This window comes from Pseudomonas sp. RGB (assembly GCF_007713445.1).
Classification (GTDB): domain Bacteria; phylum Pseudomonadota; class Gammaproteobacteria; order Pseudomonadales; family Pseudomonadaceae; genus Aquipseudomonas.
In genome coordinates this window covers 49,455-65,588 of sequence record NZ_VMSH01000013.1, presented here as the reverse complement: position 1 = coordinate 65,588, position 16,134 = coordinate 49,455, and the positions used below count along the sequence as shown (strand labels likewise).

General features: G+C 60.2%; 12 protein-coding genes. 8 read left to right on the top strand and 4 right to left on the bottom strand.

Features of this window, described 5'->3' with window-relative positions:
* Positions 1 to 2 precede the first annotated feature (2 nt).
* The 4 genes from FPT15_RS23255 to FPT15_RS23240 all read left to right on the top strand — a co-directional run bounded on the left by FPT15_RS23255 (position 3) and on the right by FPT15_RS23240 (position 6,487).
* Positions 3 to 3,128 carry an efflux RND transporter permease subunit gene (locus tag FPT15_RS23255; RefSeq protein ID WP_145165008.1) on the top strand — a complete coding sequence of 1,042 codons (3,126 nt, stop codon included), beginning with the start codon at positions 3 to 5 and terminating at the stop codon, positions 3,126 to 3,128.
* The gene (locus tag FPT15_RS23250; RefSeq protein ID WP_145165006.1) at positions 3,125 to 4,534 is read left to right on the top strand and encodes an efflux transporter outer membrane subunit; all 1,410 of its coding nucleotides are present in this window, start codon (positions 3,125 to 3,127) and stop codon (positions 4,532 to 4,534) included. Before FPT15_RS23255 ends, FPT15_RS23250 begins: the two co-directional genes overlap by 4 nt.
* A 528-nt stretch (positions 4,535 to 5,062) precedes the next feature.
* Positions 5,063 to 5,968, top strand: a complete 906-nt coding sequence (locus FPT15_RS23245; protein ID WP_145165003.1) for a DUF808 domain-containing protein — start codon at positions 5,063 to 5,065, stop codon at positions 5,966 to 5,968.
* Positions 5,969 to 6,115: 147 nt separating this feature from the next.
* Positions 6,116 to 6,487: a DUF805 domain-containing protein gene (locus FPT15_RS23240; protein ID WP_145165001.1), complete on the top strand. Its 372-nt coding sequence runs from the start codon at positions 6,116 to 6,118 to the stop codon at positions 6,485 to 6,487.
* Between the two features lie 64 nt (positions 6,488 to 6,551).
* Here the strand turns inward: FPT15_RS23240 and FPT15_RS23235 are convergent, their stop codons facing one another.
* Positions 6,552 to 7,340 (bottom strand): VacJ family lipoprotein, encoded by a 789-nt coding sequence (locus tag FPT15_RS23235; protein WP_145164999.1) that lies wholly within the window; start codon positions 7,338 to 7,340, stop codon positions 6,552 to 6,554.
* Positions 7,333 to 8,631, bottom strand: a complete 1,299-nt coding sequence (locus FPT15_RS23230) for a serine/threonine protein kinase (protein WP_106576749.1) — start codon at positions 8,629 to 8,631, stop codon at positions 7,333 to 7,335. The genes FPT15_RS23235 and FPT15_RS23230 overlap by 8 nt, the downstream gene beginning before the upstream one ends.
* A gap of 235 nt (positions 8,632 to 8,866) precedes the next feature.
* Between FPT15_RS23230 and FPT15_RS23225 the strand changes: the two genes are divergently transcribed.
* Positions 8,867 to 9,235 (top strand): hypothetical protein, encoded by a 369-nt coding sequence (locus FPT15_RS23225; RefSeq protein ID WP_106576748.1) that lies wholly within the window; start codon positions 8,867 to 8,869, stop codon positions 9,233 to 9,235.
* 90 nt (positions 9,236 to 9,325) lie between these two features.
* Here FPT15_RS23225 and FPT15_RS23220 read toward each other — a convergent pair whose 3' ends face one another.
* Positions 9,326 to 10,879 carry a glycosyl hydrolase family 17 protein gene (locus tag FPT15_RS23220; protein ID WP_145164997.1) on the bottom strand — a complete coding sequence of 518 codons (1,554 nt, stop codon included), beginning with the start codon at positions 10,877 to 10,879 and terminating at the stop codon, positions 9,326 to 9,328.
* 331 nt (positions 10,880 to 11,210) lie between these two features.
* Between FPT15_RS23220 and FPT15_RS23215 the strand changes: the two genes are divergently transcribed.
* The 3 genes from FPT15_RS23215 (at position 11,211) to FPT15_RS23200 (ending at position 14,315) form a co-directional block, all read left to right on the top strand.
* The gene (locus FPT15_RS23215) at positions 11,211 to 12,062 is read left to right on the top strand and encodes a glycine betaine ABC transporter substrate-binding protein (RefSeq protein WP_145164995.1); all 852 of its coding nucleotides are present in this window, start codon (positions 11,211 to 11,213) and stop codon (positions 12,060 to 12,062) included.
* Between the two features lie 286 nt (positions 12,063 to 12,348).
* Positions 12,349 to 12,660: a DUF485 domain-containing protein gene (locus FPT15_RS23205; protein ID WP_106576745.1), complete on the top strand. Its 312-nt coding sequence runs from the start codon at positions 12,349 to 12,351 to the stop codon at positions 12,658 to 12,660.
* Complete coding sequence (locus FPT15_RS23200) at positions 12,657 to 14,315, top strand: cation acetate symporter (protein WP_145164993.1); 1,659 nt, start codon at positions 12,657 to 12,659, stop codon at positions 14,313 to 14,315. The genes FPT15_RS23205 and FPT15_RS23200 overlap by 4 nt, the downstream gene beginning before the upstream one ends.
* A 219-nt stretch (positions 14,316 to 14,534) precedes the next feature.
* Here the strand turns inward: FPT15_RS23200 and gltA are convergent, their stop codons facing one another.
* Positions 14,535 to 15,824 (bottom strand): citrate synthase, encoded by a 1,290-nt coding sequence (gene gltA / locus FPT15_RS23195; protein ID WP_078047629.1) that lies wholly within the window; start codon positions 15,822 to 15,824, stop codon positions 14,535 to 14,537.
* Between the last annotated feature and the right edge of the window lie 310 nt (positions 15,825 to 16,134).

Here is a 16,134-nt window from a genome sequence, read left to right as displayed (position 1 = left end):
CGATGAACCTCAGCGCGCCGTTTATCCATCGCCCGATTGCCACCACGCTGCTGTCGGCCGGGCTGGCGTTGTTTGGTGTGCTGGCGTTCAACCTGTTGCCGGTGGCGCCGTTGCCGGAAGTGGATTTCCCCACCATCAGCGTCAGCGCCTCATTACCTGGCGCCGACCCGACCACCGTCGCCAGCTCCGTGGCCACGCCGCTGGAGCGCCAGTTCGGGCAGATCGCCGGGGTCACGCAAATGACCTCCGCCAGCAGCCTCGGTTCGACGCGCATCACTATGCAGTTTGACCTCAGCCGTGACATCGACGGCGCCGCGCGGGACGTGCAGGCGGCGATCAACGCCGCGCGCAGCAACTTGCCCAGCGACCTGTCCGGCAACCCGACCTACCGCAAGGTCAACCCGGCCGATTCGCCGATCCTGATCATCAGCCTGACCTCCGACAGCGCCATGCCGGGGCAGATGTATGACGCGGCCTCGACGGTGCTCGAACAACGCCTGCTGCAAACCACCGGCGTCGGCGACGTCACGGTGGGCGGCGGCGCATTGCCGGCAGTGCGCATTGAGCTGAACCCGGACCGGCTCAACCAATACGGCGTGAGCCTGGAGCAGGTGCGCCAGGTCATCGGCGCCTCCAACGCCAACCTGCCCAAGGGCAATGTGGCGGTGGGCGATCGCTCGTATGGCATTGGCGCTAATGACCAGTTGCTCGACAGCAACGACTACGGGCCGCTGGTGGTCAAGGCCAGTACCGGCGACCTGATCCACATTGCCGACCTCGGTTACGTGCGCGAAGACGTGCAGGACCTGCGCAACTTCGGCCTGTCCAACGGCAAGCCGGCGGTGCTGCTGGTGGTGTTCAAGCAACCGGGCGCCAACGTGATCGACACGGTGGACGCGGTGAAAGCCTCGCTGCCGTTTTTGCAAAGCTCGATCCCGGCGTCGATCAAGCTCAACCTGCTGATGGACCGCACCACCACCATTCGCGCGTCGTTGCATGACGTGGAAGTGACCTTGCTGGCCTCGATCCTGCTGGTGACGCTGGTGACCTTCGGCTTCTTCCGCGACTGGCGCAGCACTCTGGTGCCGGCTGTGGTGGTGCCGTTGTCGTTGCTTGGCACCTTTGGCGCGATGTACTTCCTCGGCTACAGCCTGAATAACCTGTCGTTGATGGCGCTGACCATTTCCACCGGCTTTGTGGTCGACGATGCGATCGTGGTGGTGGAAAACATCATGCGTCACCTGGAGCGCGGCAAGACGCGGGTCGAAGCCGCACTGGCCGGGGCGCAGGAAGTCGGCTTTACGGTGCTGACCATCAGCGTGTCGCTGGTGGCGGTGTTTATTCCGTTGCTGCTGATGGGCGGGATTGTCGGGCGGCTGTTTCGCGAGTTCTCGGTGTCGCTATCGGTGGCCATCGTCATCTCGATGGTGATTTCGCTGACGGTGACGCCGATGCTCGCCAGCGTGCTGCTGCGCGCACCCAAGGAAATCCGCGAAGGCAATGAGCACCCGGACTCACGCTTTCACCGCTTCTACGACCGCACGCTGGGCTGGGTGATCGAGCACTCGATCCTGATGGGCGTGGTGACGGTGCTGGTGATCGTGCTCGCGGGCGTGCTGTACGTGCTGGTGCCCAAGGGCTTCTTTCCCCAGGAAGACACCGGCCGCCTGCAGGGCAGCATCATCGCGGCGCAGAGTATTTCCTACGGGGCGATGCAAAAGGACTTCACCCAGATCAACCACAAGGTCATGCAAAACCCCAATGTGGAAACTGCTGCCGGGTTTGTCGGCGGCGGTGGCGGTGGCGGCGGGGCGGTCAACAGTGCGCAGCTGTTTGTGCTGCTCAAGCCGATTGATCAGCGCAAGGACAGTGCCGTCGATGTGATCGGCCAGATCCGCCGCAGCCTCGGCGATCTGCCTGGCACCAAGCTGTTTTTGCAGGCCGCCCAGGACATCACCGTGGGCGGCCGGCAAAGCGGCGCGCAGTACCAATACACGCTGACTGCCGACGACCAGCAATCCCTGGATGAATGGGTGCCCAAGGTGGTGGAAGTGCTGCATAAGTTGCCGCAACTCACCGACTTGAACACCGACCAGCAAGACAACAGTCTATTGGCCAATGTGAGCATCAACCGCGACACCGCCGCGCGGCTCGGCGTGGGCATGTCGGCGGTGGACCAGACGCTGTACGACGCGTTCGGCCAGCGTCAGGTCTCGACCCTTTACCGCGCCGCCAACCAGTACCACGTGGTGATGGAAATCGCCCCGCAGTACTGGACCGACCCTCAAGCGCTCAAGGGGATTTACGTGCCGGCCGGCAACACCGCAGTGGCGGCCAAAGGCACCACCGCCGCGCCGAACCTGACCACGCCCACGACGTTGGTGCCGCTGTCTGCGCTGGCCGATAACAGCATCTCGCGCACGGCGATTTCGATCAGCCACCAAGGCACTTTTCCGGCCGTGACCGTCTCGTTCAACCTCGCCCCCGGCACCTCGATCGGCCAGGCCACCGCGCTGGTGGAGGACGCGGTGAAACAGCTGCGCATGCCGGCCAGCGTCACCGGCCAGTTTGCCGGCACGGCCCAGGTGTTCCAGTCGTCGGTGGCCAGCGAGCCGCTGCTGATCGTCGCCGCGTTGCTCTCGGTGTACATCGTGTTGGGCATTCTGTATGAGAACCTGATGCACCCGCTGACCATCCTCTCCACCTTGCCCTCGGCGGGCGTCGGCGCGTTGATCGCCTTGCTGCTGACCGGCACCGAGTTGTCGATCATCGCGCTGGTGGGGGTGATCCTGTTGATCGGCATCGTGAAGAAGAACGCAATCATGATGATCGACTTCGCGATCACCGAACGGCGGGAGTTCGGCCTCACGGCCAAGGAAGCGATCCGGCGCGCCTGCCTGATCCGCTTCCGGCCGATCATGATGACAACGCTGGCGGCGATTCTCGGCGCGCTGCCGCTGGTGCTCGGCTCAGGTTATGGCTCGGAACTGCGCCGGCCGTTGGGGATTTCGATTATTGGTGGGCTGTTGTTCAGCCAGGTGCTGACGCTCTACACCACTCCAGTGATTTACCTCTGGCTCGACCGGGCGTCTCAGCGCCTGGGGCGGCACAAGGAAGCAAGGTCATGAAACTCAGATATAGCGTGCTGTTGGCCAGCCTGGTGCTGGGGGGCTGCATGGTCGGGCCGGATTATCAGAAACCGGCGATGGAACTGCCACAGTCGTTCAAGGAGGGCGCGCAGTGGCAGCGGGCGGTCTCCAACCCCCAAGGGGCGTTGGACAGCCAGTGGTGGCTGGCCTATCAGGACCCGGTGCTCAATGACTTGGTGGCGCGTTCGGCCAAGGCCAACCAGTCGATCATTGCGGCTGAGGCGGCGTATCGGTTGGCCCAGGCGCAGGTGGCGTCGAGCCGCGCCGGGTTGTGGCCGACGGTGGGCGTGGGCTTGTCCGGTTCGCGCGGCGAGGGCGGCGACGGCAGCACGTCCAGCACCACCACGGCGTCGACCGGGGTGAAGAACAGTGTCAGCGCCACATTGACCGCAAGCTGGGAGCCGGATTTGTGGGGTGAAGTGCGCCGGGGTATCGAGTCGAGCCAGGCCACAGCCCAGCAATCGGATGCGTTGCTGGCCGGAGTGCGGTTGTCGATCAGTTCCAGCGTGGCGAGTAATTACCTGGCGTTGCGGCAGATGGATATCGATGTGCGCCTGTTGCAACAGCAGCAGACCATCAATCAGCAATTGCTCGACATGATCCAGGCGCAGTTCACCCAGGGCGTGGCCACTAATGACCAGTTGCTGGTGGCTCAGGATCAATTGACCACCTCGATAGCCGGCTTGCAGACCTCGCTGCGTGATCGCGAACAGTACGAGCATGCCTTGGCGGTACTGGTGGGCGTGGCGCCGAGTGAGTTCAGCCTTGCGCCACGGACTGATTTTGCATTCGTGGTGCCACGGCCACCGTTGACCTTGGCCTCGACCTTGTTGCAACGCCGGCCTGATGTGGTTGCGGCCGAGCGCTCGGCGGCGGCGGCCAACGCCAAGATCGGCGTGGCTGAGGCGGCGTTTTTCCCCACTCTCGACCTCACGGCTCAACTGGGTTATCGCGGCAGTGCGCTGGGTGGGTTGTTTTCGTTGCCCAACCGCATCTGGACGTTGGGCCCGGCGTTGGCGGAGACGATTTTTGATGGCGGCGCGCGCGAGGCGGCGGTCAAGCAGGCTGAGGCCAGTTATGACCAGATCGCCGCCAACTACCGGGGCACGGTGCTGAGTGCCTTGCAGAATGTCGAGGACAATTTGTCGGCGATCAATCATCTGCAAACTCAGGCGGATGCCTTCCAGCAGGTGTACGCGCGCAATCAGCAACTGTTTGGCAGCCAGGAAGCGCAGTTGCGTGCGGGCACTGTCAGTCGGGAGACGGTGTTGACCCAACAACTGGTGTTGCTGCAAGCGGAGCAGAATTTGCGTGATACGCAGGGGCAGTTGAGCCAGGGCAGTGTGGCGCTGATCCAGAGCCTGGGCGGTGGTTGGCAGCACTGACACACCGGTGCCCCACTGTGGGAGCTGGCTTGCCTGCGATAGCGACCTCCGAGCTGCCCATTATCTTGCTGACCTAGCGCACTCCAATTGTGGGAGCGTGCCGGTTGGCTGGGATATCTAGTCGGAGTACATATCCATTCCTTCGGTAACGGCCACTTAGGGTTCCGCTCTTACAGCGGCTCACTTTTTGAAGGACCAAAAAGTAAGCAAAAAGTCCTCGCCCCACCACTCGGCACCTCGCTCACGCTTCGGTGTGCCCGAACGCAGGCTTGAATCCGTGGGCCGCCGCGATGGGCCATCCATGGCCCAGCGCGGCTAACCCGGCGTCCTGCCGGGTTACCCACGGATTCAAGCCTGCGTTCGGCCAGCGTGGTTGACGGGGCGACTCAGATCAAAAGCAAAAGCAGAGCAAAAGCAAAAGCAGAGCAAAAGCCAGATCAACAGCAATCCTTCACGCAGCGGAAACCTATATTCCCTCACGGTCGCCGCGTTATATTCGCGGCACTTTACTTACAGGATGACCGTGTCATGGCAGGAAGCAGCTTACTGGTACTGATCGACGACATCGCCGCCGTCCTCGACGATGTGGCGTTGATGACCAAAGTGGCCGCCAAGAAGACTGCCGGGGTGCTCGGCGATGATTTGGCGTTGAATGCCCAGCAGGTTTCCGGGGTGCGGGCCGAGCGGGAGATCCCGGTGGTGTGGGCGGTGGCCAAGGGCTCGTTTCTCAACAAGTTGATTCTGGTGCCTGCGGCGCTGTTGATCAGCGCGTTTGCGCCGTGGGCGGTCACGCCGTTGTTGATGCTGGGCGGGGCTTATCTGTGTTTCGAGGGCTTTGAGAAGCTCGCGCATAGCTTCATACACAAGCGCACTGAGGAACAGGCGCACTTGGTCGAAGCGGTGGCGGACCCGGCGACTGACTTGGTTGCGTTTGAGAAGGACAAGATCAAGGGCGCGATCCGTACCGACTTCATTCTGTCGGCGGAAATCATCGCCATCACCCTCGGCACGGTCGCCGATGCACCGTTGATGCAGCAGGTAATCGTGCTGTCGGGCATCGCCATTGTGATGACCATCGGCGTTTACGGCCTGGTCGCCGGTATCGTCAAGCTCGATGACCTCGGCCTGTGGCTGACCCAAAAGCCCGGCCAGGCCGCGCGCAGCATCGGCGGGGCGATTCTGCGTGCCGCGCCTTACATGATGAAAAGCCTGTCGGTGATCGGCACGGCGGCGATGTTCATGGTCGGTGGCGGGATTCTCACCCACGGCGTGCCGGTGGTGCATCACTGGATTGAGACGGCGAGCCAGAGCGTCGGCGCCATGGCGTGGCTGATGCCGACGCTGCTCAATGCGGTGGCCGGGATTATTGCGGGGGCGGTAGCGTTGGTGGTGGTTCAAATCTTCGAGAAAATTTGGCACGCAGTAAGACATTGACAGGTGTTTGCCAGGGCGTGTGAGTCAGTCTAGTCGCAGCGCTTTAGGCTTTTCCCTACAGAGGACCAATTCAATCCTTCCTAAGATCTGCGGCTCTGTTTGGCCTATCCAGGCGTTTTACAGAGTCTGTTAATCAGGGAGTTTTAAATGAATTGGTATCTGGACGCACTGAAGAAATCATTTGTATTCGAGGGGCGGTCGAGCAGGAGAGCTTTCTGGTATTTTCAGTTGGTTGATAAGGTAATTGAAGGGGCATACATAGCTATTTGCTGGTGGTTTTTTGAAGATTGGATAAAAACTACCTTGGGTATTGGCTTGGGTTATTTGCTGCTGACGCTGCCAGCCAGGGTCACTCTGTTATGCCGAAGGCTCACCGATAACGGCATCAGCCAGGTCAACTCGTTCTGGACGTTGTTGCCTTTTGTCGGGTCGCTCTTCTGGGTTGGTTTTGGGTTATGGCCGGGCGCTAAAGAACAATCTGCCAGTCGCTCTGTGGATACGTCACGTACTGCTGCGTGATGTTGGAGCACAAACAAAAAAGCCACTCATTTAGGTGAGTGGCTTTTTTGTATCTGCAGGGCGTTTACTCGGCAATCTGCAACTTGCGCGATTCGGTGTAGATGTAGCGCACCTTTTCATACTCGAACGGCGAGTTCATCTGACCGTAGCGGAAGCTGGTCTGGTAGCGCTTGTCGACGGCGCGCAGGGCCCAGATTTCCGGGTGGTTTTCGCTGACCTTGGACACGTTGAGGAAGTTGATCTCGGTTTCCGCGCCGTAGTCGACGATCAGGCCGGTGGTGTCGCGCAGGTTCGACGGGCCGAAGATCGGCAGCACCAGGTAGGCGCCGCCAGGCACGCCGTAGAAGCCCAAGGTTTGACCGAAGTCTTCGCTCTGACGCGGCAGGCCCATGGCGGTGGCTGGGTCCCACAGGCCGGCGACGCCAATGGTGGTGTTGAGCAGCAGGCGCCCGGTGGTTTCCAGGGAGCGATGGCCCTTGAGCTGCAGCAGGCTGTTCAACAGGTTGGGCACATCGCCCAGGTTGTTGAAGAAGTTGCTCACGCCGGTGCGCAGGAAGCTCGGGGTGACATAGCGGTAGCCGTCAACCACCGGCAGGAACACCCACTGGTCGAAGCGATAGTTGAAGTGGTACACGCGGCGGTTCCACGACTCCAGCGGGTCGTACACGTTGAGCGCGGTCAGCGATGAACGCTCGAACTCGCGCTGGTCCAGGCCCGGGTTGAACTTGAGCTTGGTCAGCGGCTCCTTGAAGCCATCAGCGTCGACCTTGACCGGTTCATGCGCCTTGCTGTTGTCGGCATTGGCGACGCCCGCGCACATCAGGGCGGCGAGCAGCAGAAGATATTTAGCCACGGAAGAACTCCAGCATGGCGTCGGCGTTGACGCGGTAATTAAGGTTGCCGCAGTGGCCGCCCAGCGGGTAGACGGTCAAGCGATCGCCGAAGGTTTTACGCAGGAAACCGAGGTCGCCAGGGCCGAGGATCACGTCGTCGGCGTTGTGCATCACCGCGATTTTCGGGCTGCTGTGCAGGTAGTCCTTGAGCGCGTACAGGCTCACCTGGTCAACCAGTTGCAGCAGGCTGCCGCCGTCGGAACGCGCGCGCCACATGGGGATCACTTGTTCGGTGAGGTAGCAGTCGAAGTCGCATTGCAGCGCACGCTTGAGGAACGGCGTGAGGCTGGTGCCTTCGGTGATCGGGTACTTAGGCGGAATGATCAGACCGCGGCGGTTGATCAGGTCCGAGGTAAAGGCAATGTCGGCCGCCGAGAAGCGGAACGAGGTGCCGATCAGCATCGCCATTTGTTCGTTGGTCAGGTGCTGCTTGGAGTTCTGGAAGTCGTAGAGCAGGGCGTCATTGAGGTCGATGTAGCCCTTTTGCTGGAAGTAGCGGGTCAGCTTGCTCAGCACCAGCTCATAGAAGGTGGTGGTGTTATTGATGCCTTTGACCTCGGTCTGTACCAGCTTGTCGAGGTTGGTGATCGAGGTGTAGAGGTTGACCGGCGGGTTGAGCAGCAGCACCTTTTTGAAGTTGAAGCTGCGACGGGTCTCGTCGAGCTTGCTGACAAACGCCGCATCCAGGGCGCCGAGGCTGTAGCCGGTGAGGTAGAAGTCGGTCACCGGCAGCGAGGCGTTCTGCGCGCGCACGGCTTGCATCACGCGGTACATGTCCTCGGCGTCTTCCTGGGTGATCCCCGGGGTGGCGAAGCGCGAAGCGGCGCTGATGAAATCGAAGCTGGTTGGCGACGACAGCTGCACCACGTGGTAGCCGGCCTGGTAATAGAGTTTTTTCAGGTATTCGTTGATGCTGCTGTCAAACCGCGCGCCGGTGCCCGCGATCAGGAAGATCAGCGGCGCGGCGTGGTCTTGTTTGGCGATGCGATAGGTGAGTTTCTTCACCGCCCAGAAGTTGTCCGGCAGGCTGAACTCGCGCTCGGGGCGCATGTTCAGCGTGTAGTCGGACTGGTTGATCTCGTCGTCGGTCGGCAATTTAGGCCGAAGGTCAGGCGGGGTGGTCGCAATGGTCGCTTCGAACGGGTTGGTCAAAGGGTAGCCATAGCTGGCCTGGTCGATGTCGACGGCCAGTGCTGACGCACTCAAAAATAGGCTGCCCAGCAAGGCAGCACAGCGCAAGGAACGGAGCATGACTTAATCCCTAAGAGGAAACGTGCTGAATGAAGTTCGCAGGCTATGACCACCGCGTTGCCACCGAAGTGCCAGCTCTCGGCACTAAAAGTCGGAAAAAAGCCACGGAATCGGGGTAATAGTAGCCAGAAGATACACTTTGCGAGGCATGGATGAATACTTATCTGTGCACACCGCTTGCTAACGGCCGCCGTGGGATTAAGCTGAGCGCCGTTTTTGTCTATCGGAGTGCCCCATGTCCCGTCGTTTGCCGCTGATCCTGCTGCTTATTGCCTTGCCTTTATGGCTGGCCGCCAGTTATGGCGCACGTTACGGTTTTATGGAGGATGGCCAGTGGGTTGGCATCTGCGCCGATGAGGCCAGCCGCTGGGAATGCCAGTTGCGTTCAAACCTGGGGTTGATGATTCACTTCAAGGTCTTGGGCTGGGCGGCGTTGGTTACATCGGTGCTGGGATTTTTTGTGCCGGGCCGTGCCGGATGGGGACTGGCCGTGTTGGGGATGGTGTTCGGCTTGCCGGCGCTGGCGTTGTACAACACCACGTTTGCGGTGTTTGCGGTGGTGATTGCAGGGCTGCGGTTGGTCAGGAAGCCGCGGGCTGCCTGACAGGGTCTCTTCGCGAGCAAGCCCGCTCCCACATTTTGACCGCGTGAATCCGGCCTTAATGTGGGAGTGGGCTTGCCTGCGATGGCGGCCTTAAGCCTTGCGCACGCGCAAGCAACGCCACAAGGCTACAACCATCAGCACACTCACGATTGCCCAACCCCACGCCTGCTGGTTCTGCAACCCTTCGCGATACAGCTGTGGCGCAATGCCTGCGCCGATGATGAAGGCCAGCAGCGCAATCTCCCGACGCGGGCCGGTTACCGGGCGAATCAGGTAAACCAGCGCCGGCAACACCAGCGCCGCACTCGGGAAGCTGCGATAACGCGGGTCAAACACCAGCGCGAGCATCATTACCGCACCGGCAAACCCGGCGATTGCCACCAGCCAGCCCGCGCGTTGCTCCAGCCAGTTAAAGGCCCGCTCACGCCAACCGTCGCGCGCGCTCAGGGCCAGGGCGGCGTGGGCCAGCACCAGCAGGTTCAACACCACCAGCAAGCCTGCCCACACCCATTCATCGTTGAAGCGCGCGGTAACGCGGGTCAGCTCGGCCCAGGTGCCGATGGAACAGGCCGCTACGGCACCGAGCAATGGCAGCATGAGTGCTGCGCGCGTGCTGCGAACGCGCCCGCCAAGTACCAAGGTGCCCAGCAGGATAATCCCGCCCACGCCCAGCCACAGCGGCCAGTACGGCACATTGCTGACCGGCCCGGCGAGGATGCCCTTGTCCTGGCGATCAGCATCAAACAGCCCCCAGTAACCCCCAACCGCGCCTTCGCTGGCGCGTTTCCATGGCTGGTCAAAGGCTTCGATCAGGTTGTAATGCCAGCCATTGGCCTCGGCCATGGCCACAAAGCCGCGCATGAACTTGGCCTCATTGACCCGGCTCGGCACGGCGGTTTCGCGTTGGCGGCCTTCGCTGGGCCAGCCGGTCTCGCCGATCAGCACATCCTTGGGCGCGAACGTGTTGCCGAAAGTCTGACGTACATCACCCACGTGCTTGAGCGCCTGGTCGATGCCCGACGGGTCATCTTCCCAGTACGGCAGCAGGTGAATGGTCAGGAAGTCCACCGCCGGAGCGATTTCCGGGTGCTTGAGCCAGAACTCCCACACGTCGGCATAAGTCACCGGCTGCTTGATCTGGCTTTTGACCTTATGGATCAGCGTCACCAACTGCTTGGCGGTGACTTCCTTGCGCAGCAGCGCTTCGTTGCCGACGATCACCGAGGTGACCACGTCAGGGTTGGCGTTGGCCGCAGCGATCAACTCGGCGACTTCTTTTTCGGTGGCAACCGGGTCACTGCTGACCCAGGCGCCGGCCATCAACTTCAACCCATGCTTGCGCGCCAGGTCCGGCAAGGCTTCCAGGCCGGTCATGGAGTAGGTGCGAATGCATTCAAAGCGGGTGGCCAACAGGGCCAGGTCGGCGTCCATGCGCTCGGGGCGCAGCTTGAAGGGCTGGTCGAACGGCGACTGGTCCTTGTCGAACGGCGTGTACGAGGCGCATTGCATTTTGTGGCTGGCGCTGGCCACGTCCGGCAACACCACGGGCCGGCCGAGGCTGTACCAATAGCCGACAAGGGCAAGTACGCCGAGGATCAGGGCGAAAATATAGGGCAGGGCAGGGAAGCGGGCAGTCGCGGGCATGGTCGGCTTATCTGGGGAGCAAAGGCGCGCATCTTACCCGGATTTAGCCCTTCCCAGTGGGGCCGCATAATTTAGACATGCAAAGTTCGGGCGGGATTTTGCTGCGATGTCCTACAAATCGTCCTGCTGGCGATGTGATGTCGTTTCTTGCTTACCTGAGGTCGCAGTCAGAGCAGGTCCAAGGTCCCGGCAGGTTGATGATCGAAGTGTCAGCACTCCACTGATGTCTGGGCCGCCGGATCGATGCGCGTGAAGGGGGCGCGGTGCACCACATAACAACAGGTTGACGTCGCTCGGCATCCGCCGGGCGCAGCACTTTCGGGGAAGTACTATGAAGATGCGACGACTCTTGGGCGCAGCTGCCACTCTGGTAGTTGCGATGAGCTCCACACTGGCCAGCGCCGACAGCAAAACCCTGAGCATCGGTTACGTAGATGGCTGGTCTGACAGCGTTGCCACCACCCACGTGGCGGCAGAAGTGATCAAGGAAAAGCTCGGTTATGACGTGAAACTGCAGGCCGTCGCTACCGGGATCATGTGGCAGGGCGTGGCCACCGGCAAGCTCGACGCCATGCTCTCCGCCTGGCTGCCCGTGACCCACGGTGAGTACTGGGCCAAGAACAAGGACAAGGTGGTCGACTACGGCCCCAACTTCAAGGATGCAAAAATTGGCCTGATCGTGCCGGAGTACGTCAAGGCCAAATCGATTGAAGACCTCAAGACCGACACCACCTTCAAGAACAAGATTGTCGGCATCGACGCCGGTTCAGGCGTGATGCTCAAGACCGACGAAGCGATCAAAGCCTATGGCCTGGACTACAAGCTGCAAGCCAGCTCGGGCGCCGCGATGATCGCCGAACTGACCCGTGCCGAAGACAAACAGGAGTCCATTGCGGTCACCGGTTGGGTGCCACACTGGATGTTCGCCAAGTGGAAACTGCGTTTCCTGGACGATCCAAAAGGAATTTATGGGGCTGCTGAAACTGTCAACAGCATCGGCAGCAAGGGCCTGGAGAAGAAAGCGCCGGAAGTCGCCGCCTTCCTGAAGAAATTCCAGTGGGCCTCCAAGGACGAAATCGGCGAAGTCATGCTCGCAATCCAGGAAGGCGCCAAGCCTGATGCCGCGGCCAAGGATTGGGTCGCCAAACACCCTGAGCGTGTGGCCGAGTGGACTGCCAAATAAAGCACTAACTCTTTAGAAGCCCCACCACAACCCTAATGTGGGAGCGGGCTTGCCCGCGAAGGCGGTGTGTCAGTCAGCCCATGTATTGACTGATGCACCGCCTTCGCGAGCAAGCCCGCTCCCACATTTTTTTGCCTGCATTCAGGCTGTCGTTTATTTGTTGCCTTAAAAACTTGCGAAGTTGCTATCTCGTTCTACTACTAAGGTCGTCTGGAACCTGTTCCGCAGCCGCATACAGTGGATATGTTCCAAAATAATAAAAAGCTGTGCTGCGAGGATAAAAACAATGAACGACAGCATTTACCTCTCGATTCAAAACAGCCCGCGTTTCAAGGAGCTGGTGAGAAAAAGGGAAAGGTTCGCCTGGATTCTCTCGGCGATCATGCTAGGGCTTTACTCCGCTTTCATCCTGTTGATTGCCTACGGGCCACAAGTGCTGGGCGCCAAGCTCAGCCCCGGTTCCTCGATTACCTGGGGAATCCCGATCGGGGTCGGGCTGATTGTGTCGGCCTTCATTCTTACCGGCATCTACGTACGACGCGCCAACGGCGAATTCGACGACCTGAACAATGCGATTCTCAAGGAGGCTGCGCAATGATCCGGCGTCTATTGGCTGTATGTGGCGCTTCGATCTTCGCGCCCGCCGTTTGGGCGGCGGATGCCTTGACCGGTGAAGTGCACAAGCAACCGCTGAATATCGCCGCGATCCTGATGTTCGTGGCGTTTGTCGGTGCAACCCTGTGCATCACCTACTGGGCGTCCAAGCGCAACAAATCGGCGGCTGACTACTATGCGGCCGGCGGCAAGATTACCGGCTTCCAGAACGGCCTGGCGATTGCTGGCGACTATATGTCGGCGGCGTCCTTCCTGGGCATTTCCGCGCTGGTGTTCACCTCCGGCTACGACGGCCTGATCTATTCGATCGGCTTCCTGGTGGGTTGGCCGATCATCCTGTTCCTGATCGCCGAGCGCCTGCGTAACCTGGGCAAGTACACCTTTGCCGACGTGGCGTCCTATCGCCTCGGGCAAACCCAGATCCGCAGCCTGTCGGCCTGTGGCTCGCTGGTGGTGGTGGCGTTCTACCTGATCGCGCAGATGGTCGGCGCGGGCAAGCTGATCCAACTGCTGTTCGGCCTGGATTACCACGTTGCGGTGATTCTGGTGGGCATCCTGATGTGCCTGTATGTGTTGTTCGGCGGCATGCTGGCGACCACCTGGGTACAGATCATCAAGGCTGTGCTGTTGCTGTCCGGTGCCTCGTTCATGGCGCTGATGGTGATGAAGCACGTCAACTTCGACTTCAACACGCTGTTTGCCGAGGCGATCAAGGTTCACCCTAAAGGTGAAGCGATCATGAGCCCGGGCGGCCTCGTGAAAGACCCGATCTCGGCGTTCTCCCTGGGGCTGGCGCTGATGTTCGGTACTGCTGGCCTGCCGCACATCCTGATGCGCTTCTTCACCGTAAGCGATGCCAAGGAAGCGCGTAAGAGCGTGCTGTATGCCACCGGTTTCATCGGTTACTTCTACATCCTGACCTTTATCATCGGTTTTGGCGCGATCCTGCTGGTCAGCACCAACCCGGCGTTCAAGGATGCGGCAGGCGCCTTGCTCGGCGGCAACAACATGGCGGCGGTGCACCTGGCCAACGCGGTGGGCGGCAGTATTTTCCTGGGCTTCATCTCGGCCGTGGCGTTTGCCACCATTCTGGCAGTGGTTGCCGGCCTGACCCTGGCGGGTGCTTCGGCGGTGTCCCATGACCTGTATGCCAGCGTGATCAAGAAAGGCAAGGCCAACGAGAAGGATGAGATTCGCGTGTCGAAGATCACCACTATCGCCCTGGCGGTGCTGGCAATCGGCTTGGGTATCCTGTTCGAAAGCCAGAACATTGCGTTCATGGTCGGCCTGGCGTTCTCCATTGCCGCCAGCTGTAACTTCCCGGTGCTGCTGCTTTCCATGTACTGGAAAAACCTCACCACCCGCGGCGCGATGATTGGCGGCTGGCTGGGCTTGATCAGTGCCGTTGGCCTGATGATCCTCGGACCGACCATCTGGGTGTCGATCCTGCACCACGAGAAAGCCATCTTCCCGTACGAATACCCGGCGCTGTTCTCGATGATCATTGCGTTCATCGGCATCTGGTTCTTCTCCATCACCGACAAGTCGGCGGCGGCAGAGAAAGAGCGTGCGCTGTACTTCCCGCAGTTTGTGCGTTCACAAACGGGTCTGGGGGCGAGTGGGGCGGTTAACCACTAAGTGTCGTAACGGTTACAAAAAAAGCCCCGGTCGCGAGATCGGGGCTTTTTTTTGCATTTATTGGTCACGGATACAACAAAACTGTTTCTTAAATCCTGCATCAATAAAAGTGGTTTTTCAGCGGGTGAGGGGGTGGAAGTGATCGGTGTTGGCGCGCGTTCGGCAAAAACAAATAAGGCCCCCAGAGGAGGCCTTATTCGGTGCAACTAAGCGGTTGGCTTACTTGCGGTCTTCCAGCTTGGTGATGTCACGCGACTCGTAGCCGGTGTACAGCTGGCGCGGGCGGCCAATCTTGTACGGGCTGGAGAGCATTTCTTTCCAGTGGGAGATCCAGCCCACGGTCCGCGCCAGGGCGAAGATCACGGTGAACATGCTGGTTGGAATGCCGATCGCCTTGAGGATGATCCCCGAGTAGAAGTCGACGTTCGGGTACAGCGAGCGCTCGATGAAGTACGGATCGGTCAGTGCGATCTCTTCCAGGCGCATGGCCAGTTCGAGTTGCGGATCGTTCTTGATGCCCAGTTCCTTCAACACTTCGTCGCAGGTCTGCTTCATCACGGTGGCGCGCGGGTCACGGTTCTTGTAGACGCGGTGACCGAAGCCCATCAACTTGAACGGATCGTTCTTGTCCTTGGCCTTGGCGATGAACTTGTCGATGTTCGAGACATCGCCGATTTCATCGAGCATGGTCAATACGGCTTCGTTCGCACCGCCGTGGGCAGGGCCCCACAGTGCGGCGATACCGGCGGCGATACAGGCGAACGGGTTGGCACCCGAAGAGCCTGCCAGGCGTACGGTCGAGGTGGAGGCGTTCTGCTCGTGGTCGGCGTGGAGGATGAAGATCCGGTCCATGGCCTTGGCGAGCGTCGGGCTGATCGGTTTGATCTCGCACGGGGTGTTGAACATCATGTGCAGGAAGTTTTCCGCGTACGTCAGGTCGTTGCGCGGGTACATCATGGGTTGCCCCATGGAGTACTTGTAAACCATTGCGGCCAGGGTTGGCATCTTGGCAACCAGGCGGATCGCGGAGATTTCGCGATGCTGCGGGTTATTGATGTCCAGGGAGTCGTGATAGAAGGCCGACAGGGCGCCAACCACGCCGCACATCACGGCCATCGGGTGGGCGTCGCGACGGAAGCCGTTGAAGAAGGTCTTCAACTGCTCGTGAACCATGGTGTGGTTCTTCACGGTGCTGACGAACTGGGCTTTTTGCTCGGCTGTTGGCAATTCGCCGTTTAGCAGCAGGTAGCAGGTTTCGAGGTAGTCCGATTGCTCGGCCAGCTGCTCGATCGGGTAGCCCCGGTGCAGCAGAATGCCATTGTCGCCGTCGATATAGGTGATCTTCGACTCGCAAGAGGCGGTCGACATGAAGCCTGGGTCGAAAGTGAAACGGCCCGTGGCCGTCAGGCCCCGTACGTCGATAACATCGGGACCAACGGTGCCGGTTAAAATGGGCAGCTCGACGGGGGCTGCGCCCTCGATGATCAACTGCGCTTTTTTGTCAGCCATGTGGCCTCCTATTTATGCTTCAAATCATCAGACAGACCCCCCACGCAGGGCCCGCACCACTATAGTGAGATAAATTCAGATGTCAATTTGCCTAAAGTCTTGCTCCAGAAGGCTTTAACCGTACTTTTTCGTCGAAATTGACTGCCATTTACGCCTTTTATCCCGCCAGCGCAATCAGCTATTAGGGTGAGGAGCGCGCGTTGTCATTAGTAACCTAACTGTCTATACTCGGCCACCGACCGCCAAGGGCTTTTGGGCTTGCTTTCATTGGGGGTCGCACTCCCTGGGTGGTGCTTACCTGACCAGTCGC

What these genes read in the sequence shown, in the direction of transcription:
- FPT15_RS23255 (WP_145165008.1), top strand. Translation starts at nt 3, where the DNA reads ATGAACCTCAGCGCGCCGTTTATCCATCGCCCGATTGCCACCACGCTG.
- FPT15_RS23250 (WP_145165006.1), top strand. Translation starts at nt 3,125, where the DNA reads ATGAAACTCAGATATAGCGTGCTGTTGGCCAGCCTGGTGCTGGGGGGC.
- FPT15_RS23245 (WP_145165003.1), top strand. Translation starts at nt 5,063, where the DNA reads ATGGCAGGAAGCAGCTTACTGGTACTGATCGACGACATCGCCGCCGTC.
- FPT15_RS23240 (WP_145165001.1), top strand. Translation starts at nt 6,116, where the DNA reads ATGAATTGGTATCTGGACGCACTGAAGAAATCATTTGTATTCGAGGGG.
- FPT15_RS23230 (WP_106576749.1), bottom strand. Translation starts at nt 8,631, where the DNA reads ATGCTCCGTTCCTTGCGCTGTGCTGCCTTGCTGGGCAGCCTATTTTTG.
- FPT15_RS23225 (WP_106576748.1), top strand. Translation starts at nt 8,867, where the DNA reads ATGTCCCGTCGTTTGCCGCTGATCCTGCTGCTTATTGCCTTGCCTTTA.
- FPT15_RS23220 (WP_145164997.1), bottom strand. Translation starts at nt 10,879, where the DNA reads ATGCCCGCGACTGCCCGCTTCCCTGCCCTGCCCTATATTTTCGCCCTG.
- FPT15_RS23215 (WP_145164995.1), top strand. Translation starts at nt 11,211, where the DNA reads ATGAAGATGCGACGACTCTTGGGCGCAGCTGCCACTCTGGTAGTTGCG.
- FPT15_RS23205 (WP_106576745.1), top strand. Translation starts at nt 12,349, where the DNA reads ATGAACGACAGCATTTACCTCTCGATTCAAAACAGCCCGCGTTTCAAG.
- FPT15_RS23200 (WP_145164993.1), top strand. Translation starts at nt 12,657, where the DNA reads ATGATCCGGCGTCTATTGGCTGTATGTGGCGCTTCGATCTTCGCGCCC.
- gltA (WP_078047629.1), bottom strand. Translation starts at nt 15,824, where the DNA reads ATGGCTGACAAAAAAGCGCAGTTGATCATCGAGGGCGCAGCCCCCGTC.